Source organism: Paraburkholderia sp. SG-MS1 (genome assembly GCF_012275575.1).
In the GTDB taxonomy this organism is placed as follows: Bacteria; Pseudomonadota; Gammaproteobacteria; order Burkholderiales; family Burkholderiaceae; genus Paraburkholderia.
This window is the reverse complement of sequence record NZ_NPIH01000066.1, coordinates 1-18,634: the sequence shown is the minus strand read 5'-3', so window position 1 is coordinate 18,634 and position 18,634 is coordinate 1. Positions and strand designations below refer to the sequence as shown.

General features: G+C 62.6%; 15 protein-coding genes. 8 read left to right on the top strand and 7 right to left on the bottom strand.

Annotated features, from left to right (window positions below):
- Positions 1–108 precede the first annotated feature (108 nt).
- Entirely contained in the window at positions 109–1,365 is a 1,257-nt protein-coding gene (gene icd / locus CIC12_RS04790; protein ID WP_168662654.1) for an NADP-dependent isocitrate dehydrogenase, read from the top strand.
- Between the two features lie 269 nt (positions 1,366–1,634).
- On the opposite strand, the gene CIC12_RS04785 is transcribed toward icd, so the two are convergent.
- Positions 1,635–1,841: a cold-shock protein gene (locus CIC12_RS04785; RefSeq protein WP_007180614.1), complete on the bottom strand. Its 207-nt coding sequence runs from the start codon at positions 1,839–1,841 to the stop codon at positions 1,635–1,637.
- Between the two features lie 551 nt (positions 1,842–2,392).
- On the opposite strand from CIC12_RS04785, the gene clpS reads away from it, so the two are divergent.
- Positions 2,393–2,707, top strand: coding sequence for an ATP-dependent Clp protease adapter ClpS (gene clpS, locus CIC12_RS04780; RefSeq protein WP_006050100.1), 315 nt, complete (start codon positions 2,393–2,395; stop codon positions 2,705–2,707).
- Positions 2,704–5,001: an ATP-dependent Clp protease ATP-binding subunit ClpA gene (clpA, locus tag CIC12_RS04775; RefSeq protein WP_168662652.1), complete on the top strand. Its 2,298-nt coding sequence runs from the start codon at positions 2,704–2,706 to the stop codon at positions 4,999–5,001. Before clpS ends, clpA begins: the two co-directional genes overlap by 4 nt.
- A 101-nt stretch (positions 5,002–5,102) precedes the next feature.
- On the opposite strand, the gene dut is transcribed toward clpA, so the two are convergent.
- From dut to CIC12_RS04745, 6 genes are all read right to left on the bottom strand, one after another.
- A complete protein-coding gene (gene dut / locus CIC12_RS04770; protein ID WP_168662650.1) occupies positions 5,103–5,549 on the bottom strand; it encodes a dUTP diphosphatase in 447 nt (148 codons plus the stop codon).
- A gap of 16 nt (positions 5,550–5,565) precedes the next feature.
- Positions 5,566–6,582, bottom strand: coding sequence for an LLM class flavin-dependent oxidoreductase (locus CIC12_RS04765; protein ID WP_168662647.1), 1,017 nt, complete (start codon positions 6,580–6,582; stop codon positions 5,566–5,568).
- A 71-nt stretch (positions 6,583–6,653) separates the two neighbouring features.
- Complete coding sequence (coaBC, locus tag CIC12_RS04760; RefSeq protein WP_168662645.1) at positions 6,654–7,868, bottom strand: bifunctional phosphopantothenoylcysteine decarboxylase/phosphopantothenate--cysteine ligase CoaBC; 1,215 nt, start codon at positions 7,866–7,868, stop codon at positions 6,654–6,656.
- Positions 7,869–7,981: 113 nt separating this feature from the next.
- Positions 7,982–8,488 carry a signal peptidase II gene (gene lspA / locus CIC12_RS04755; protein ID WP_168662643.1) on the bottom strand — a complete coding sequence of 169 codons (507 nt, stop codon included), beginning with the start codon at positions 8,486–8,488 and terminating at the stop codon, positions 7,982–7,984.
- A gap of 11 nt (positions 8,489–8,499) precedes the next feature.
- Positions 8,500–11,337, bottom strand: a complete 2,838-nt coding sequence (gene ileS, locus CIC12_RS04750) for an isoleucine--tRNA ligase (RefSeq protein WP_168662641.1) — start codon at positions 11,335–11,337, stop codon at positions 8,500–8,502.
- A 170-nt stretch (positions 11,338–11,507) separates the two neighbouring features.
- Positions 11,508–12,503, bottom strand: coding sequence for a bifunctional riboflavin kinase/FAD synthetase (locus CIC12_RS04745; protein WP_168662639.1), 996 nt, complete (start codon positions 12,501–12,503; stop codon positions 11,508–11,510).
- 117 nt (positions 12,504–12,620) lie between these two features.
- Between CIC12_RS04745 and purN the strand changes: the two genes are divergently transcribed.
- The 5 genes from purN to nadA form a co-directional block, all read left to right on the top strand.
- On the top strand, positions 12,621–13,274 hold the full coding sequence (gene purN / locus CIC12_RS04740; protein ID WP_168662637.1) for a phosphoribosylglycinamide formyltransferase: 654 nt from the start codon (positions 12,621–12,623) through the stop codon (positions 13,272–13,274).
- Positions 13,271–14,530, top strand: coding sequence for an RsmB/NOP family class I SAM-dependent RNA methyltransferase (locus CIC12_RS04735; RefSeq protein WP_168662635.1), 1,260 nt, complete (start codon positions 13,271–13,273; stop codon positions 14,528–14,530). Before purN ends, CIC12_RS04735 begins: the two co-directional genes overlap by 4 nt.
- 73 nt (positions 14,531–14,603) lie before the next feature.
- On the top strand, positions 14,604–15,959 hold the full coding sequence (locus CIC12_RS04730) for a mechanosensitive ion channel family protein (protein ID WP_168662633.1): 1,356 nt from the start codon (positions 14,604–14,606) through the stop codon (positions 15,957–15,959).
- A 211-nt stretch (positions 15,960–16,170) separates the two neighbouring features.
- Complete coding sequence (locus CIC12_RS04725) at positions 16,171–17,367, top strand: DesA family fatty acid desaturase (protein WP_168662631.1); 1,197 nt, start codon at positions 16,171–16,173, stop codon at positions 17,365–17,367.
- Positions 17,368–17,497: 130 nt separating this feature from the next.
- Positions 17,498–18,634 (top strand): quinolinate synthase NadA (nadA, locus tag CIC12_RS04720; RefSeq protein ID WP_168662667.1); only part of this gene is annotated, 1,137 nt, incomplete at its 3' end.

Here is an 18,634-nt window from a genome sequence, read left to right as displayed (position 1 = left end):
GAATAGCGGCCAGGCTTGCTTGCGAGCGTCCTGGCATGCGTGTAGCGAGGAGCGCCCATTTCGCAGTCTCCCTTCAGCTTTCTGCACAGCCTTCACTGGAGTCCGATCATGTCGTATCAGCACATCAAGGTTCCGACCGGTGGTGACAAGATCACTGTCAACGCCGATTTCTCGCTCAATGTTTCCGACCAGCCGATCATTCCGTTCATCGAAGGCGACGGTACGGGTCTCGACATCACGCCGGTCATGCTGAAGGTCGTGGATGCAGCGGTGGAGAAGGCGTACGCAGGCAAGAAGAAAATCCACTGGATGGAAATCTACGCGGGCGAAAAAGCGACCAAGGTGTATGGTCCCGACGTGTGGCTGCCGGAAGAGACGCTGCAGGTGGTCAAGGAATACATCGTGTCGATCAAGGGGCCGCTCACCACGCCGGTCGGCGGCGGCATCCGTTCGCTGAACGTCGCGCTGCGCCAGGAGCTCGACCTGTATGTGTGCCTGCGGCCGGTGCAGTATTTCAAGGGCGTGCCTTCGCCAGTGCGCGAGCCCGAGAAGACCAACATGGTGATCTTCCGCGAGAATTCGGAAGACATCTATGCGGGCATCGAATGGGCGGCTGAATCGGAGCAGGCGAAGAAGGTCATCAAGTTCCTGCAGGACGAGATGGGCGTGAAGAAGATCCGCTTTCCCGAGTCGTCGGGGATCGGCATCAAGCCGGTGTCGCGCGAAGGCACGGAGCGTCTGGTGCGCAAGGCGATCCAGTACGCGATCGACAACGATCGCCGCTCGGTCACCCTGGTGCACAAGGGCAACATCATGAAATTCACCGAAGGCGCGTTCCGCGACTACGGCTATGCGCTCGCGCAAAAGGAATTCAGCGCGGAACTGATCGACGGCGGCCCGTGGATGAAGGTCAAGAATCCGAAGACAGGTGGCGACATCGTGGTGAAGGACGTGATCGCCGATGCATTCCTGCAGCAGATCCTCCTGCGTCCGGCCGAATACGACGTGATCGCCACGCTGAACCTGAATGGCGATTATGTCTCGGATGCGCTGGCCGCGCAGGTCGGCGGCATCGGCATTGCTCCGGGGGCGAATCTGTCGGATTCTGTCGCGATGTTCGAAGCGACCCACGGCACGGCGCCGAAATATGCGGGCAAGGACTACGTGAATCCGGGCTCGGAAATTCTCTCGGCGGAAATGATGCTGCGCCACATCGGCTGGACCGAAGCGGCAGATCTGATCATCCATTCGATGGAGAAATCGATTCTGCAAAAACGCGTCACTTATGACTTCGCACGCCTGATGGAAGGTGCAACTCAGGTGTCGTGCTCGGGCTTCGGCCAGGTGATGATCGAGAATATGTAGAACGAAGCGAACCGAATTATTCAGGCCGCATGAAAAGCCCCTGGCGTCGCAAGATGGCTGGGGGCATTTTTTTGCCCGCTCGTCGAAGCAGCCGCTAGTGATCCGAACAGCGGCAGAGTGAGCGGAATCCGCCGGTAACCCGAAATGTACGGGTGCACCCGATAATTGGGAGCCATGGCTGTCCGATAAAAACTAACGAAACGAAAAAAGCGCCGCACAAAAAAAGAAACCCGGCAAGCCGGGCTTCAAACGACGGGTAACGAACAGTCTCAGGCGGGTGCCTGAATGTTCGATGCCTGTTTGCCTTTCGGGCCTTGCACGACCTCGAAGGTTACCTTTTGGCCTTCCTTGAGGGTCTTGAACCCATTCATCTGGATGGCCGAGAAGTGTGCAAACAGATCCTCGCCACCTTCATCAGGCGTGATGAATCCGAAACCTTTTGCGTCATTGAACCATTTGACCGTACCAGTTGCCATTCCAACATCCCCTGTAACTCATGTCACTACCACGAGCCCTCGAAAAGCTCCGCGACCACGCAAGTAGCCGCTCCCTCCTCACAAGCTCACCATCGGCATTTTTTCGAAATTATGGCGCGGTGAAAAAAGTGCCAGCTTGATTGTTGGGGCTCTTTATTCGAGTGTCAAGAAAATTTTGAGATGTCGTTGTCGCGTTGCAAACAAGCGCTTTCCAAGGGTTTTTCCCGCTTCCGTTATGTGCGGTTGCGCAAGCGGGCCGCCTTGAAAAGTCGCATAATCGACTCACATGCTGTGCTACAGGCCGCCCGCCGCTGCCAAGCTCCGGGGAGCGCCAGCAACCAGCTCCGGCAGGTTGTGCGATACTCGATCCGACTGCGGTGCAACACAGCCGCGCTGCATTGTTGGATAGGGGCCGGCTCCGCAATCGGCTCGTCGAATCGCAACTGCAAGGCGGGTCACTTACCCATCACGCAGAAGCGAACGGGCTCACCGGCGGGTTGACCGGGTTTTGACAGGATTGCGGGCCTGTCCTAGTTGTTTAGAATGGGTGTATGGCGATTATCCCGGACAAGCAGGACGGCACCGTACTGGAGCGGCAGGAGAAGAAGCTCAAGCCGCCGTCCATGTACAAGGTGGTGCTGCTGAATGACGACTTCACGCCAATGGAATTTGTCGTGATGATCGTGCAGGAATATTTCAATAAAGATCGTGAAACCGCAACGCAGGTGATGTTGAAGGTGCATCGCGAGGGCAGGGGAGTTTGTGGGGTCTATACGCGGGACATCGCGTCGACCAAAGTCGAGCAAGTCGTTACCCACGCACGGCAGGCCGGGCATCCGCTGCAGTGTGTGATGGAGGAAGCATGATTGCCCAGGAACTGGAAGTCAGCCTGCACATGGCGTTCATGGAAGCACGCCAGGCGCGGCACGAGTTCATAACGGTCGAACATCTTTTGCTGGCACTGTTGGACAATCCAACAGCGGCGGAGGTGTTGCGTGCATGCGCGGCCAATATCGAGGATCTGCGTCAGAACCTGCGCAACTTCATTCATGACAACACGCCAACCGTGCCTGGCACGGACGACGTCGACACGCAGCCCACGCTGGGTTTCCAGCGTGTGATCCAGCGCGCGATCATGCATGTGCAGTCCACCTCGAACGGCAAGAAGGAAGTGACCGGCGCAAACGTGCTGGTGGCGATCTTCGGCGAGAAGGATTCGCACGCGGTGTACTACCTGCAGCAGCAGGGCGTGACGCGTCTGGACGTCGTCAATTTCATCTCGCATGGCATCGCCAAGACGAGCAGCACCGACGCCGCGAAAGCGAGCGACGCGAATGCCGAGTCCGATGAAGCCGCCGCGCAGAAGGAAACGCCACTCGCCCAGTTCACGCAGAACCTGAACCAGATGGCGAAGGACGGCCGCATCGATCCGCTAATCGGACGCGAGTCGGAAGTCGAGCGTGTGGTCCAGGTGCTGTGCCGTCGGCGCAAGAACAATCCGCTGCTGGTCGGTGAGGCCGGCGTCGGCAAGACGGCGATCGCCGAAGGTCTCGCGTGGCGTATTACGCGCGGCGAAGTGCCGGACATCCTCTCGGACGCGCAGGTGTATTCGCTCGACATGGGCGCGCTGCTCGCCGGCACCAAGTATCGTGGCGACTTCGAGCAACGCCTGAAGACGGTTCTCAAGGAGTTGAAGGAACGTCCGCACGCGATTCTGTTCATCGACGAAATTCATACGCTGATCGGCGCGGGCGCCGCGTCAGGCGGCACGCTGGACGCGTCGAATCTGCTGAAGCCGGCGTTGTCCTCGGGCACGCTCAAGTGCATCGGCGCGACCACGTTCACGGAATACCGCGGCATCTTCGAAAAAGACGCGGCATTGTCGCGCCGTTTCCAGAAGGTCGATGTGACCGAGCCGACCGTCGAACAGACGGTGGCGATCCTGCGTGGCCTCAAATCGCGTTTCGAAGAGCATCACGGCGTGAAGTATTCGTCGGGCGCGCTGTCGGCGGCGGCTGAGTTGTCGGCTCGCTTCATCACGGATCGTCATCTGCCGGACAAGGCGATCGACGTGATCGACGAAGCGGGGGCGGCGCAACGCATCCTGCCGAAGTCGAAGCAGAAGAAGACCATCGGCAAGAACGAGATCGAGGAAATCATCTCGAAGATCGCCCGTGTCCCGCCGCAAAGCGTGTCGCAAGACGATCGCAGCAAGCTGCAAACGCTCGATCGCGATCTGAAGAGCGTGGTGTTCGGGCAAGACCCGGCTATCGATGCGCTGTCGGCGGCGATCAAGATGGCGCGCGCGGGGCTCGGCAAGCTGGACAAGCCGATCGGCGCGTTCCTGTTTTCCGGCCCCACGGGTGTCGGCAAGACGGAAGTGGCGAAGCAGCTGGCTTTCACGCTGGGGATCGAACTGATTCGCTTCGACATGTCGGAATACATGGAGCGTCATGCGGTCAGCCGGTTGATCGGCGCGCCGCCGGGCTATGTCGGTTTCGACCAGGGCGGTCTGCTGACCGAAGCCGTCACGAAGAAGCCGCATTGCGTGCTGCTGCTCGACGAAATCGAGAAGGCGCATCCGGACATCTATAACGTGTTGCTGCAGGTGATGGACCATGGCACGTTGACGGACAACAACGGCCGCAAGGCGGACTTCCGCAACGTCATCATCATCATGACGACGAATGCGGGCGCCGAGGCGATGGGCAAGTCGGTGATCGGCTTCACGAACCGCCGGGAAGCCGGCGACGAGATGGTCGATATCAAGCGCATGTTCACGCCGGAGTTCCGTAACCGTCTGGACGCGACGATCAGCTTCCGTTCGCTCGATGAAGAAATCATCATGCGCGTGGTCGACAAGTTCCTGATGCAGCTGGAAGATCAGTTGCACGAAAAGAAGGTCGATGCGCTCTTCACCGACGCGTTGCGCAAGCATCTCGCCAAACACGGTTTCGATCCGTTGATGGGCGCGCGGCCGATGCAGCGTCTGATTCAGGACACGATCCGTCGTGCGCTGGCCGACGAACTGCTGTTCGGCAAGCTCATGAACGGCGGCCGGGTCTCGGTCGACGTGGATGCGGAAGACAAGGTGCAATTGACCTTCGACGAGCATCCGGCGCCGCGCAACCCGAATCCGGAAGCGGTCGAAGTCGAGTAAGGCGTCGAATAAAGTCTCTGGCAGTAATGAGGAAAGCAGAACGGCGCGGGTTCAACCCCGCGCCGTTCTGCTTTTTGCGTCCTGATTTGCGTCGTTCAGGGTTAATGTTTGCCGGTACTGCCGAACCCGCCGGCGCCACGCTCGCTTTGTTCGAAATCATCGACGACGTTGAACTTGGCCTGCACGACCGGCACGATCACGAGTTGCGCGAGGCGCTCCATCGGATTCAGCACGAATGTCGTTTCGCCACGATTCCAGGTGGAGATCATCAGTTGACCCTGGTAATCGGAGTCGATCAGGCCGACCAGATTGCCGAGCACGATCCCATGCTTATGTCCCAGTCCCGAACGCGGCAGAATCAGCGCCGCATAGCCCGGGTCACCGACGTGAATCGCGAGGCCTGTCGGGACCAGCGCGGTTTCGCCGGGTTTCAGCGTCAACGGCTCGTCGAGGCAGGCGCGCAGATCGAGGCCGGCACTGCCGGTGGTCGCGTAAGCGGGGAGTTGCTCGCGCATGCGCGCGTCGAGAATCTTCAGGTCGAGTTTCATGCAGGTTGGAGTGAGGTTAGGGCGTGGTGTTTGAGCCGAGCTGGAATGCGTCGGCGAGAAGTTCATAGGAGCGCAGCCGGGCGCGATAGCTGCCTGCGACGGTCAGCACCATCAGTTCGTCTGCCTGGAATTGCTCTTGCAATGCATGTAGCCGTTCGGTGACCGTCTCAGGCGTACCGATGATGCTGCGTGGCTTTTCCCGTGCAATCACAAGTTGCTCGCGCTCACCATACTCCTGCGCGATTCCCTGTTCGATGTTTGGAATGGGTTCGTTCAGGCCGTACGCCATTTGAACGCGACGCAGATCGACGGCCTTTTCCAGATCGGCGGCTTCCTGTGCCGTATCCGCGCAAATCACGAAGACGGCAACGGCCAGATACGCCTGCTGTGTTTCCTGACTCGCCTTGAAGCGCTCGCGATAGGCCTGTGCCACCTGATGTCCGAAATGCGCATTGATGAAATGCGCGAACGCGAAGCGAATGCCGAGTTGTGCGGCGAGCAGTCCGCCGAATTCACTCGAACCGAGCATCCACAGTTGCGGGCGGGTGTCGATCTGCGGCTGCAGCAGCACGCCACGCGCCATGTGATCCTCGGGCAGCGCCCCGTGCATCAGGCCGAGCAGGTCGGTGACCTGCTGCGGGAAAATATCGCCGCGGTTGTAGTCGCCGCCGGCAACCGCCTGCGCTGTATGCATGTCGCCGCCCGGTGCACGTCCCACACCGAGATCGATGCGATTCGGAAAGAGCGCCTCGAGCATCATGAATTGCTCGGCGACCTTGAACGGGCTGTAGTACGGCAGCATCACGCCGCCGGAACCGAGGCGGATGCGTTGAGTCACGCTCCCGAGGCGCGCCAGCATCACCTCGGGACACGGATTCGATACGCCGCGCAGGCCATGATGCTCGGCACACCAGTAGCGGGTGTAGCCGAGGTCGTCGGCGAGCTGCGCGAGTTCGACGGTGGCGGCGATGGCGTCAGACACCGAGTGTCCGGCGATCACGGGCGTCTGATCGAGCACGGAAAGTAGCGTCATGTCAGTGGCTCCAGATGATCCGATTCGTCAGCGCGCCTTGCCGTGGTGGCGAAAAATACGCCGTGACGGACTCAACGGATCAGACTCGTGTCGGGCAGACGCTTCGCAATCTCCGCGATCAGTGCACGCGCGAGCGTCTGCTTGTCCGCGCGCGTGAGCTTCGTGGCGCTGCCGGCTTCGAACAGGATCACTTCATTGTCGTCGAGACCAAAGGTGAGGGGGCCGAGATTGCCGATCAGCAGCGGCACGTTTTTGCGCATGCGCTTTTCTTCACCATGCACCTCGAGGTCGCCGCTTTCCGCCGCGAAGCCGACCGCGAACGGCGGATGCGGCAGCTTCGCCACCGAGGCCAGAATGTCCGGATTCTCGACGAACGTGAAGCTTGGCAGCGCGCGTTCGGCGGTCTTCTTGATCTTATGCTCGCTCGCGTGAGCGACACGCCAGTCGGCCACGGCAGCGACGCCGATGAAGATATCGGCGTCGGCGACCGAGCGCATCACCGCATCGTGCATCTGCTGTGCGGTTTGCACGTCCTGGCGGAACACGCCCCACGGCGTTTCCAGCGAGACCGGACCGGCGACCAGGTGCACCTCGGCGCCGGCCTGTTGCGCGGCGCGCGCGAGTGCGAAACCCATTTTGCCGCTGGAGCGGTTGGTGATGCCGCGCACCGGATCGAGCGGCTCGAAGGTCGGCCCGGCGGTCAGCAATACGCGACGGCCGGAGAGGATCTTCGGCGAAAAGAACGACGAGATTGCTTCGTAGGTCGCCTTGGCTTCGAGCATGCGTCCGTCGCCGATTTCGCCGCACGCCTGCGGGCCGGAGTCCGGACCCAGCAACGTGACACCGTCCGCGCGCAGTTGCGCGACGTTGCGTTGCGTCGCCGGGTTTTGCCACATCTGCCGGTTCATGGCCGGGACGACGAGCAGTGGACAATCGCGGGCGACGCACAGCGTCGACAGCAAATCGTCGGCCATGCCGTGCGCGAGTTTGGCGAGGAAGTCGGTGGAGGCGGGCGCGATCACGATCGCATCCGCTTCACGCGACAGATCGATGTGCGCCATGTTGTTCGGCACACGACCGTCCCACTGGCTCGTATAGACCGGACGGCCCGAGAGCGCCTGCATCGTGACGGGGGTGATGAACTGGGTGGCCGCTTCGGTCATGACGACCTGCACGGTTGCGCCTGCCTTGGTCAGCAGACGCGTGAGTTCGGCGATCTTGTAGCAGGCAATCCCGCCCGTCATGCCGAGGACGAGGTGTTTTCCTGCGAGTTCTGCGGTTGCCAACGAGAGCCTCCGGCAAAGCGTGGTGGCGGGCAGCAGGGCGGGGCGTTATCCGCGCCGCCGGGCCTTTGAATCCTGACACAAAGCGCGGATGCCGGCGCCTCGTGTGGGTGACGTTAGCGGGTGCTGCGCACGCGCCGCAATTCGTCGAGCACGAGCAGGATCGCGCCGATCGTGATCGCGCTGTCGGCGAGATTGAACGCCGGCCAGTGCCAGCCGCGCACGTGGAAATCGAGGAAGTCGATCACGTGCCCATACGCGAGCCGGTCGATCACATTGCCGAGTGCGCCGCCCAGAATCAGCGCGAGCGCCGTGCAGAACATCTTCTGCCCGCCGTGACGCTTGAGCAGGTAGCAGATCACCAGCGCGGCGACCACGCCGAGCGCGGTGAATGCCCAGCGTTGCCAGCCGCCCGCCATCGCGAGGAAGCTGAACGCCGCGCCACGGTTGTACACGAGCACCAGGTTGAAAAACGGCGTGACCTCATGCGCGACACCGTAGGCGAACACCTTCTGGACCGCGATCTTCGTCAACTGGTCGAACAGGATGACGATCAGCGCGATGCCCAGCCAGGGGACCAGAGAACTGCTTCCGACGGACGTTTTCGACGAGGTTTTCGACATGGTTCTCGCCATTATGCCGCGCTCCTCGTTTCACCGTTGCCGAACAGGTTGCTGAAACAGCGGCCGCACAGCGTGGGGTGTTCGGCGTTCGCGCCGACGTCCGCGCGATAGTGCCAGCAGCGCTCGCACTTCAGGTACTTCGAGGCGATCACTTCGACGCCTTCGTCCGCTTCGCTCGCGACCTTCACGACGTTCGCGCTCGAGGTGATCAGCACGAACTTGAGGTCGTCGGCGAGGCTCGCGAGCGCGTCGTAACGCGCGCCGCTCGCGCGGATTTCCACTTCCGCCTGCAGCGACGAGCCGATCAGATTCGCGACGCGCGCTTCTTCCAGCGCCTTCGTCACGTCGCTGCGGGCGGCGCGCAACAGCGTCCATTTGTCGAGCAGCGCGCCGGCGTTCGGCACCGCCGGGAACGCGTGATACGTCTCGGTAAAGATGGTTTCGCTGTTCGGCTGGAACACCTTCCATGCTTCTTCCGCGGTGAACGACAGGAACGGCGCCATCTGACGCAGCAGGCCGTGCGCGATGTGATAAAGCGCGGTCTGCGCCGAGCGACGTGCGACGGAATCCGCCGCCGTGATGTACAGGCGGTCCTTCAGCACGTCTAGGTAGAAGCCGCCGAGGTCTTCCGAGCAGAACGTCTGCAGCTTGGCGACCACCGGGTGGAACTCGTACTTCTCGTAGTGCGAGAGGATGTCGTCCTGCAGATTCGCCGACAGCGCCACCGCATAGCGGTCGATTTCAAGCCAGTCTTCGGCCGGACGCGCGTGTTGGGCGAAGTCGAAGTCCGACAGGTTCGCGAGCAGGAAGCGCAGCGTGTTGCGGATGCGGCGATAGCCTTCGGTGACGCGCTTGAGAATTTCTTCGGAGATCGCCAGTTCGCCCGAGTAATCGGTAGACGCAATCCACAGGCGGATGATTTCCGCGCCGAGGCGGTTCGCCACTTCATGCGGATCGATGCCGTTGCCGAGCGACTTGCTCATCTTGCGGCCTTCGCCGTCGACGGTGAAGCCGTGGGTGAGCAGCGCGTTGTACGGCGGGCGGCCGTCGAGCATCGACGCGGTCAGCAGCGACGAGTGGAACCAGCCGCGATGCTGGTCCGAGCCTTCCAGATACAGGTCGGCCGGGAATTGCAGTTCGTCTTTATGCGATCCGCGCAGCACGTGCCAGTGCGTGGTGCCCGAGTCGAACCACACGTCGAGCGTGTCGCGGTTCTTTTCGTACATGTTCGCGTCGTCGCCGAGCAGTTCGCGCGGGTCGAGCGATTGCCACGCTTCGATACCGGCCTTCTCGACACGTTGCGCGACTTCTTCGAGCAATTCCAGCGTACGCGGATGCAATTCGCCCGTTTCCTTGTGCACGAAGAACGCCATCGGCACGCCCCATTGGCGCTGGCGCGACAGCGTCCAGTCCGGGCGGTTGGCGATCATGCTGAACAGACGCTGCTTGCCCCACGCCGGATAGAACGCGGTGTTCTCGATGCCTTCGAGCGCGGTCTCGCGCAGGGTCCTGTCGGTGTCGTTCGGCTTCACGTCCATGCCGGCAAACCACTGCGACGTCGCACGATAGATGATCGGCGTCTTGTGGCGCCAGCAGTGCATGTAGCTGTGCGTGTACTTCTCGGTGCGCATCAGCGAGCCCGCGCCTTGCAGCGCTTCGACGATCTGCGGATTCGCGGCCCAGATCGACAGGCCGCCGAACAGCGCGAGCGATTCGATGTAACGGCCGTCGCCCATCACCGGATTGATGATGTCGGAGTCGGCCATGCCGTGCGCCTTGCACGACACGAAGTCTTCCACGCCGTAGGCCGGCGAGGAGTGCACGACGCCCGTGCCGGTTTCGGTCGTCACGTACTCGCCGAGATAGACCGGCGCGGTGCGCTTGTAGGCCGGATGCGCGGACGCGAGCGGATGATTGAAGCGCAGGTTGACGAGCTTTTCGCCGGGCGTGGTGGCGACGATCGTGCCTTCCAGCCCGTATTGTTTCAGGCAGGCTTCGACGCGTTCTTCAGCCAGGATCAGCAGGCCGCGCGGCGTGTCGACCAGCGCGTAGACGATTTCCGGATGCAGGTTCAGCGCCTGGTTGGCGGGGATGGTCCACGGCGTAGTGGTCCAGATCACGATGCCGCCTTCGTTGCGCGGCAGCGCATTCAGACCGAACGCCTGCGCGGTCTTTTCCGGCTCGGCGAAGCTGAACAGCACGTCGATGGTCGGATCGGTCTTGTCCTTGTACTCGACCTCCGCCTCGGCCAACGCCGAGCCGCAGTCGAAACACCAGTTCACCGGCTTCAGGCCGCGAAACACGTAGCCCTTTTCCATGATCTTCGCGAGCGCGCGGATTTCGCCGGCTTCGTTCGTGAAGTTCATCGTCTTGTATGGGTTGTCCCAGTCGCCGAGCACACCCAGGCGGCGGAAGCCGACCTTCTGCTTCTCGATCTGCTCGGTCGCATAGGCGCGCGCCTTCTGCATCACTTCGGCCGCCGGCAGCGATTTGCCGAACTGCTTTTCGATCTGGATTTCGATCGGCATGCCGTGGCAGTCCCAGCCCGGCACGTAGACCGCGTCGAAGCCCGCCAGATTGCGCGCCTTGACGATCATGTCCTTGAGAATCTTGTTGACCGCGTGGCCGAGGTGGATGTCGCCGTTCGCATACGGGGGGCCGTCGTGCAGGATGAACTTCTTGCGGCCCCTGGAAGCGGCGCGGATCTTTTCATAGATCTTGCGTTCCTGCCATTCCTTGACCCACTGCGGCTCGCGCTTGGGCAAGTCGCCGCGCATCGGGAACGGCGTGTCGAGCAGGTTCACCGGGTAGCGTGACTGCGGTTTCGAATCGGCTTTCTTGTTGCTCATGATGTGGTCGCGGTGAATTCGTTCTATGCGCAGCGAAGGCGCGGGGTTGCGCACGATGCGCGAGGACGTGAGACGCGCCCGGCAGGTCTGTCGCGTGATCCACGGACGCCTTTCGATGCGCGCGGCGACGGTACGCGCGGCGCTCAAGCGCTCGCCCGTACCGCGGGCGGTTACCTAATTCGGTCGGTGGCCGAGGTGGCGAAACCGGTGGAGCGGCTGCCCGGCGTGCCGGCGCCGACCGCCGCGAACCACGCGCGCGCATTGGCGACGTCGCGCGCGATGGCGGCGCTCAGCGTTTCGAGGTCGATGTACTTTTCCTCGTCGCGCAGCTTCTTCAGAAATTCGACGCGCACGAGTTTGCCATACGCGTCGCCATGCCAATCGAGCAGGTGTACTTCGAGCAGCACGCGGCCGGAGTCGTCGACTGTGGGGCGCAGGCCGAGGCTCGCAACGCCCGGCAGCGGTTCGTCCGCCACGCCGTGCACGCGCACGACGAAGATGCCGGCAAGCGCCGGGCGCTTGTGAGCGATCGGCAGATTGAGCGTGGGGAAACCGAGATCGCGGCCGAGCTTCATGCCGTGCGCAACGTGGCCGCTGATCAGGTAATCGCGGCCGAGCGCGGCGCGCGCCGCGTCGAGGTCGCCCGCCACCAGCGCCGAGCGCACGCCCGAGCTGGAAATGCGCGCGCCCGACGGATCGGCGACCGTGGCCATCTGTTCGACTTCGAAGCCGTACTGCTGGCCCGCCGCCTTCAGCGACGCGAAGTCGCCAGCGCGCTTCGCCCCGTAGCGGAAGTCGTCGCCGATCATGACCCAGCGCGCGTGCAGCCCGTTGACGATGATCCGCTCGACGAACGCATCCGGCGACTGGCTCGCGAACGTGTGATTGAAGTGCTCGACCACCACCCGGTCGACGCCGTTGGTGCGCAGCGCCTCCAGCTTGTCGCGCAGCATCGCGATGCGCGGCGGCGCGCCGGCCGGATTGAAGAATTCGCGCGGGTGCGGCTCGAAGGTCATCACGCAGACGGGCAGGCCGCGCGCATCCGCTGCTGCGCGCACATGGGCGAGCAGAGCCTGATGGCCGCGGTGGACACCGTCGAAGTTGCCGATGGTCAGTGCGCAGGGCGCACGGCTTTCAGCATTGGGAAGACCGCGGAAGACTTTCACGATAGCGGGTGGCAGTAGGGCGGCCGGGATGCCGCAAAACAAACGATTATAAACGCTCGGCGCAGCAGCCGCCTCTCGCGTCGCGGTTTGGGTGTTGCCGAATGATAAAATCCGCGGATGAAAAAACTCGTCATCCTGATTTCGGGGCGGGGAAGCAACATGGAAGCCATCGTCCGGGCCTGTCTGGACGATGGCTGGCCGGCGCAAATCGCCGCCGTGATTGCCAACCGTCCTGACGCCGCGGGGCTTGCGTTCGCGGCGTCGCACGGTATTGCGACGGCGGTGGTCGACCACCGCCAGTTTCCCGAGCGCGTTAGCTTCGACGCCGCGCTGGCGCGCGAAATCGACGGTTTCGCGCCGGACCTCGTGGTGCTCGCGGGCTTCATGCGGGTGCTCACCGCCGGTTTCGTCGACCGGTACGCCGGGCGCATGCTCAACGTGCATCCGTCGCTGCTGCCGAGCTTTCCGGGCTTGAAAACCCATCAGCAGGCACTCGACGCCGGCGTGCGGCTGCATGGCGCGTCGGTGCATTTCGTCACGTCGCAACTGGACCACGGGCCGATCGTCGCGCAGGCGGCGGTTCCCGTGGAGGCCGGCGACACCCCCGCCACGCTGGCCGAACGCGTGCTGGCAACCGAACATATTATTTATCCACGCGCGGTGCGCTGGTTCGTCGAAGGGCGTCTTGCGCTCGACGGTCTGCGTGTCACGCTTACGCCGCCAGAGCCGCAATGGCTCTTTGCCGGTCACACCGCCGGAGAGGGCGCATGAGATTACATGGTTTCCTGATTGGACAAACCGAGACTTTGCTGGCTGAAGTCCTCAAACTGACCGGCCCCGCCGACGCCACCACCAGCCGCTTTTTCCGCGCCCATCCGAAGCTCGGACACGGTGAGCGCGGCGTGATCGCCGAGGCCGTCTTCGCGGTGCTGCGTCGCCGGATGGAATTCGCCCACCTTGCTGAAAGCGGCGCGGGCAACCCGGCGCGCCGCATGGCCTTGCTGGGCCTTATGCAGACGGCAGGGCGCTCGGCGCTCAAGCCGTTCGTGTCGGAGTCGGAATCGAAGTGGCTCGATCACGTCGCGATGATCGATCCGGAAAGCTTGCCGCTGCGCATTCGCCTGAATCTGCCGGGCTGGATCAGCGAAGCGCTGAGCCAGCGTTTCGAAGCCGCGGAGCTCGCGCAACTGGCCGCCGCGCTGAACTACCCCGCGCCGCTCGATCTGCGCGCGAACCCGATCAAGGCGAGCCGCGACGATGTGCTGAACGCGCTGTCGAAGGCCGGCATCGAAGCCGGCGCGACGCCGTTCGCGCCGTTCGGCGTGCGCGTGGTCGGCAAGCCGCCGCTCACCAAACTCGACGCGTTCCAGCATGGCTGGCTCGAAGTGCAGGACGAAGGCAGCCAGTTGCTGTGCTCGCTAGTCGCGCCCAAGCGCGGCGAGATGATCGTCGACTTTTGTGCGGGCGCGGGCGGCAAAACGCTGGCGCTCGGCGCGGCGATGCGTTCCACCGGGCGTCTCTACGCATTCGACATTTCCGAGCGGCGTCTGGCCAAGCTCAAGCCGCGCCTTGCGCGCAGCGGGCTGTCGAACGTGAATCCGGTGCTGATCGACAGCGAGCACGACGCGAAGATCAAGCGCCTCGCCGGCAAGATCGACCGCGTGCTGGTTGACGCGCCGTGCAGCGGCTTGGGCACGCTGCGCCGCAATCCCGACCTGAAGTGGCGCCAGTCGCCAGAATCGGTTGCCGAGCTGGCGCCGAAACAATTGTCGATTCTGGCGAGCGCGGCGCGTCTGGTGAAGAAGGGCGGCCGTCTCGTCTACGCGACCTGCTCCATTCTGGAAGCCGAGAATGAGGTCGTGGTGCAGCAGTTCCTCGCCAATCATCCGGACTTCGCGCTGGTGCCCGTGCGTGACGTGCTGGCCGAACAGCGAATCGACCTCGAAATGGGCGACTACCTGTCGATGTGGCCGCATCGACACGCCACCGACGGCTTCTTCGCCGCCGTGCTGGAACGCCAGAGCTAACGCAACAGTGGCGTCTTGTCGGCGCTAGCGGGCTCGTTGCCGAACCCGCTAGCGCCGGCGATTCGGCAACATCATGGAAAACCGCATTTTTTCCCACATGTTCGGCGATCTTGCGCGCGACTTCGGTCAGCCCGTGATGATATGGCAAGCCGGCATCCTGATCGCGGCGCTGGTGCTCGCGTGGCTGCTCGCGCGCCTGCTGCGCCGCTCACTGGATCAGCGCCAGGAGTCGCGTTACCACACGGTGCGCTTCGGCGCGGAAAGCCTGAACCGAGCGGCCTTTCCGCTGATCGGCGCGGTGCTGGTATGGCTCGCCCGGGCGATCGCCGGCCGCTTCATGCACACGGCGCTGCTCGATCTGGCGCTCGTGCCGCTGTTCGGCATCAGCCTGATCTACATCGCGTTCTTCTTCGCGCGACGGGTTTTCAGCCGGGACGGGAAGATCCATCCGTGGCTGTTCCTCGTCGAGAAACTCGTTTCCATCGTCGTCTGGCTGGGCATGCTGCTTACCGTGATGGGCATTCAGGACGATGTGATCGCGTGGATGGCCAGCGTCCAGTTCCGCGTCGCCAACGCGCACCTGACGCTGCTCTCGCTCGTCACGGGCCTGCTGTGGGTGGGCGTCACGATGATCGTCGCGATGTGGCTCGGCTCCGCGTTCGAAGACCGGCTGATGCGCTCGACCACGCTCGACGCCAACCTCAAGGTGGTGGTGGCGCGGGTCGGCCGGGCGGGTTTCGTGCTGGCGGCGGTGCTGGTCAGCCTGTCGGTGGTCGGCATCGACATTACGGTGTTGGGCGTATTCGGCGGCGCGCTCGGCGTCGGACTGGGCTTCGGCATGCAGAAGATCACCAGCAACTACGTGTCGGGCTTCATCATCCTGCTCGACCGGTCGCTGCGCATCGGCGACACGATCAACGTGAGCGGCCTGCAGGGCATGGTCACGCAGATCCGCACGCGTTACACCGTGGTGCGCGGGCTGGACGGCATCGAGACGCTGATTCCGAACGAAAAGCTGATCACGGACGTCGTGCAGAACCAGTCGTCGTATCTGACGCGCGGTTATGCGAAAGTGGCCGTGCAGGTCGCCTACACGTCCGATGTCGAGCAGGCGATGAGTCTGCTCGCCCGCGCCGCCGAGGACGTTCCGCGGGTGCTTCGCGAACCGGCGCCCACGCCTTATCTGGGGAGCTTCGGGCCAGACGGGCTCAATCTCGAGCTTGGTTTCTGGATCGAGGATGCGGCAACCGGTACCTCCGGGGTGCGCTCCACGGTCAATCGCAATATCTGGCGTTTATTCTCCGAGCACGGCATTGCGATTCCGCTCGCGCAGCGCGAAGTGCGGCTCGTCGGCCATGCGGCCGAAGCGATGTTGAATCCGGTAACAATGACCGCGCCGGCGGCCGGTGAGACGGACGGCGCCCGCTGACGGGTAGGCGCAGCCTTACGTCGACGTCAAATTTGGCGCCTGCGGGCTTCACTCGCTTGATACCGCACAAAAAATCCCTATTTGTTACAAACACTTGGAACGCTTCAAGTAGAATGTCGTCCAATCCCGCTGTATGCTTTCACTTTCTTGACACGCGCACCTCGCGGGTGTCTCGTGTCTCTCGTGTCTCTCGTTCCACAGGTAAATTGCCTTGTTGAATTCATTGCTCGCTTTCCTTGCCCACGGCCTGTTGCACTTCTCGTGGTGGCAACTCGTCGTGTACACGCTGGTCGTGACGCACATCACCATTATTGGGGTGACGGTCTATCTGCACCGCTGCCAGGCGCACCGCGCGCTGGAGCTGCATCCGATCGCCAGTCATTTTTTCCGCTTCTGGTTGTGGATGACCACGGGCATGCTGACCGGCCAGTGGGCCGCGATTCACCGTAAGCACCACGCCAAGTGCGAGACCGAAGAAGATCCGCACAGCCCGCAAACGCGCGGCATCTGGAAGGTGCTGCTCGAAGGCGCGGAACTGTATCGCACCGAAGCGAAGAACGAAGAAACGATGCGCAAGTTCAGTCACGGCACGCCGAACGACTGGATGGAACGCAACGTGTATACCAAGTACCCGATCCTCGGCGTGAGCCTGATGATGGTGCTGAACGTCGCGCTGTTCGGCGTCGTCGGTCTGACAATCTGGGCCGTGCAGATGGTGTGGATTCCATTCTGGGCCGCCGGTGTGGTCAACGGTCTCGCGCACTTCTGGGGGTATCGCAATTTCAACTCGTCGGATGCGAGCACCAACATCTTCCCGTGGGGCATCATCATCGGCGGCGAAGAGCTGCATAACAATCACCACACGTATGCGACGTCGGCCAAGCTGTCGAACAAGTGGTACGAGTTTGATATCGGCTGGATGTACATCCGCATCATGTCGGCGTTCCGTCTGGCCAAGGTGAAGAAGGTTGCGCCTACGCCGCGTCTGACCACCGGCAAGCTGGTGCTCGATCAGGACACACTGCAAGCCGTTCTGGCCAACCGCTACGAGGTGATGGCCCGTTACGGCAAGGCGCTCAAGCGTGCTTACCGCCAGGAACTCGCGCATCTGAAGGAAGTCGGCGCGCGCGAAAAGTATCAGGTCATGCGTGGTGCCCGCAGCTGGTTCCATAAGGAAGAGGCTGGACTCAACGAGCCGCAGAAGCGCCTGCTGCCGCAGATCTTCGCGAACAGCCAGAAGCTCAAGACCTACATCGACATGCGCAATGAACTCGCGGCCATGTGGGAGCGGTCCAATGCGTCGCGCGATCAACTGCTGATCCAGTTGCAGGACTGGTGTCATCGCGCCGAGCAGAGTGGGATCAAGGCGCTGCAGGATTTCGCCACGCGACTGCGCCGTTATGCTTGATCGCGAAATCTATTAAAATTTCGTTACGTCACAAAACCCCGCGTTGGCGGGGTTTTGCTTTTTGGGCCGCGGAAATTGCAACGACATGAGATTGGCAGTCGGCGGCGGCAGAGCGAAGGCAGAGGAGATCATGGATCAGCAGACGATCAGGGCGGTCGAGTACGACCGGCCGCAAGCACAGGGCACGACCTGTGGGATCGGGCAGGCGTGGGCGAAAGTGCCCGACATGCCGTCGGCGGAAGATAAGGTTGCGCTCAAAGCCCGCATCCGCGCCTTGCTCGAGCGCGAGAAAGCCGTGCTTGTCGCGCACTATTATGTCGATGCGGAATTGCAGGAGCTTGCGGACGAAACCGGGGGTTGCGTGGCGGACTCGCTGGAAATGGCGCGTTTCGGGCGCGATCACGAAGCGCAAACGCTGGTGGTCGCCGGCGTGCGTTTCATGGGCGAGACGGCGAAAATCCTTAGCCCGGACAAGCGCATTCTGATGCCGGCTCTCGATGCGACCTGTTCGCTCGATCTGGGCTGCCCAGTGGGCGAATTCTCAGCTTTCTGCGATGCGCACCCGGATCGCACGGTGGTCGTGTACGCGAACACTAGCGCCGCGGTCAAGGCGCGCGCAGACTGGATGGTGACCTCGTCGATAGGGCTGGAGATAGTCGCCGACCTCCACGCGCGCGGCGAAAAGATTATCTGGGCCCCGGACCGGCATCTCGGCAGCTATATCCAGACCAAGACCGGCGCGGACATGCTGCTGTGGCAGGGCTCGTGCCTCGTGCACGACGAATTCAAAGGCATCGAGCTCGATCTGTTGCGCGCCGAGTATCCGGGCGCGAAGGTCCTCGTGCATCCGGAGTCGCCGGCCAACGTGGTCGCGCAAGCGGACGTGGTCGGCTCGACCACGCAATTGATCGACGCCGCGCAAAAGCTCGACGCGACGCACTTCATCGTGGCGACCGATCTCGGCATTCTGCACAAGATGCAACTCGCCGCACCCGGCAAGACGCTGATCGCCGCGCCGACGGCTGGCAATAGCGCGACCTGCAAGAGTTGCGCGCACTGCCCGTGGATGGCCATGAACGGCCTCGCGAATCTGGCCGACGTGCTGGAGCGCGGTCACAACGAAGTCTTCGTCGATCGCGCGATTGGCGAGCGGGCGCGTCTGCCGATCGACCGGATGCTGGATTTCGCCGCGCGTCAAAAAAAGCGCGTTCAAGCAAGCGGCGATCTCGCGCGCGACGCGCAACTGTATTCGAACGTGGGGGCAGCG

What these genes read in the sequence shown, in the direction of transcription:
- clpS (WP_006050100.1), top strand. Translation starts at nt 2,393, where the DNA reads ATGGCGATTATCCCGGACAAGCAGGACGGCACCGTACTGGAGCGGCAG.
- purN (WP_168662637.1), top strand. Translation starts at nt 12,621, where the DNA reads ATGAAAAAACTCGTCATCCTGATTTCGGGGCGGGGAAGCAACATGGAA.
- clpA (WP_168662652.1), top strand. Translation starts at nt 2,704, where the DNA reads ATGATTGCCCAGGAACTGGAAGTCAGCCTGCACATGGCGTTCATGGAA.
- lspA (WP_168662643.1), bottom strand. Translation starts at nt 8,488, where the DNA reads ATGTCGAAAACCTCGTCGAAAACGTCCGTCGGAAGCAGTTCTCTGGTC.
- CIC12_RS04730 (WP_168662633.1), top strand. Translation starts at nt 14,604, where the DNA reads ATGGAAAACCGCATTTTTTCCCACATGTTCGGCGATCTTGCGCGCGAC.
- ileS (WP_168662641.1), bottom strand. Translation starts at nt 11,337, where the DNA reads ATGAGCAACAAGAAAGCCGATTCGAAACCGCAGTCACGCTACCCGGTG.
- CIC12_RS04785 (WP_007180614.1), bottom strand. Translation starts at nt 1,841, where the DNA reads ATGGCAACTGGTACGGTCAAATGGTTCAATGACGCAAAAGGTTTCGGA.
- dut (WP_168662650.1), bottom strand. Translation starts at nt 5,549, where the DNA reads ATGAAACTCGACCTGAAGATTCTCGACGCGCGCATGCGCGAGCAACTC.
- icd (WP_168662654.1), top strand. Translation starts at nt 109, where the DNA reads ATGTCGTATCAGCACATCAAGGTTCCGACCGGTGGTGACAAGATCACT.
- CIC12_RS04765 (WP_168662647.1), bottom strand. Translation starts at nt 6,582, where the DNA reads ATGACGCTACTTTCCGTGCTCGATCAGACGCCCGTGATCGCCGGACAC.
- CIC12_RS04735 (WP_168662635.1), top strand. Translation starts at nt 13,271, where the DNA reads ATGAGATTACATGGTTTCCTGATTGGACAAACCGAGACTTTGCTGGCT.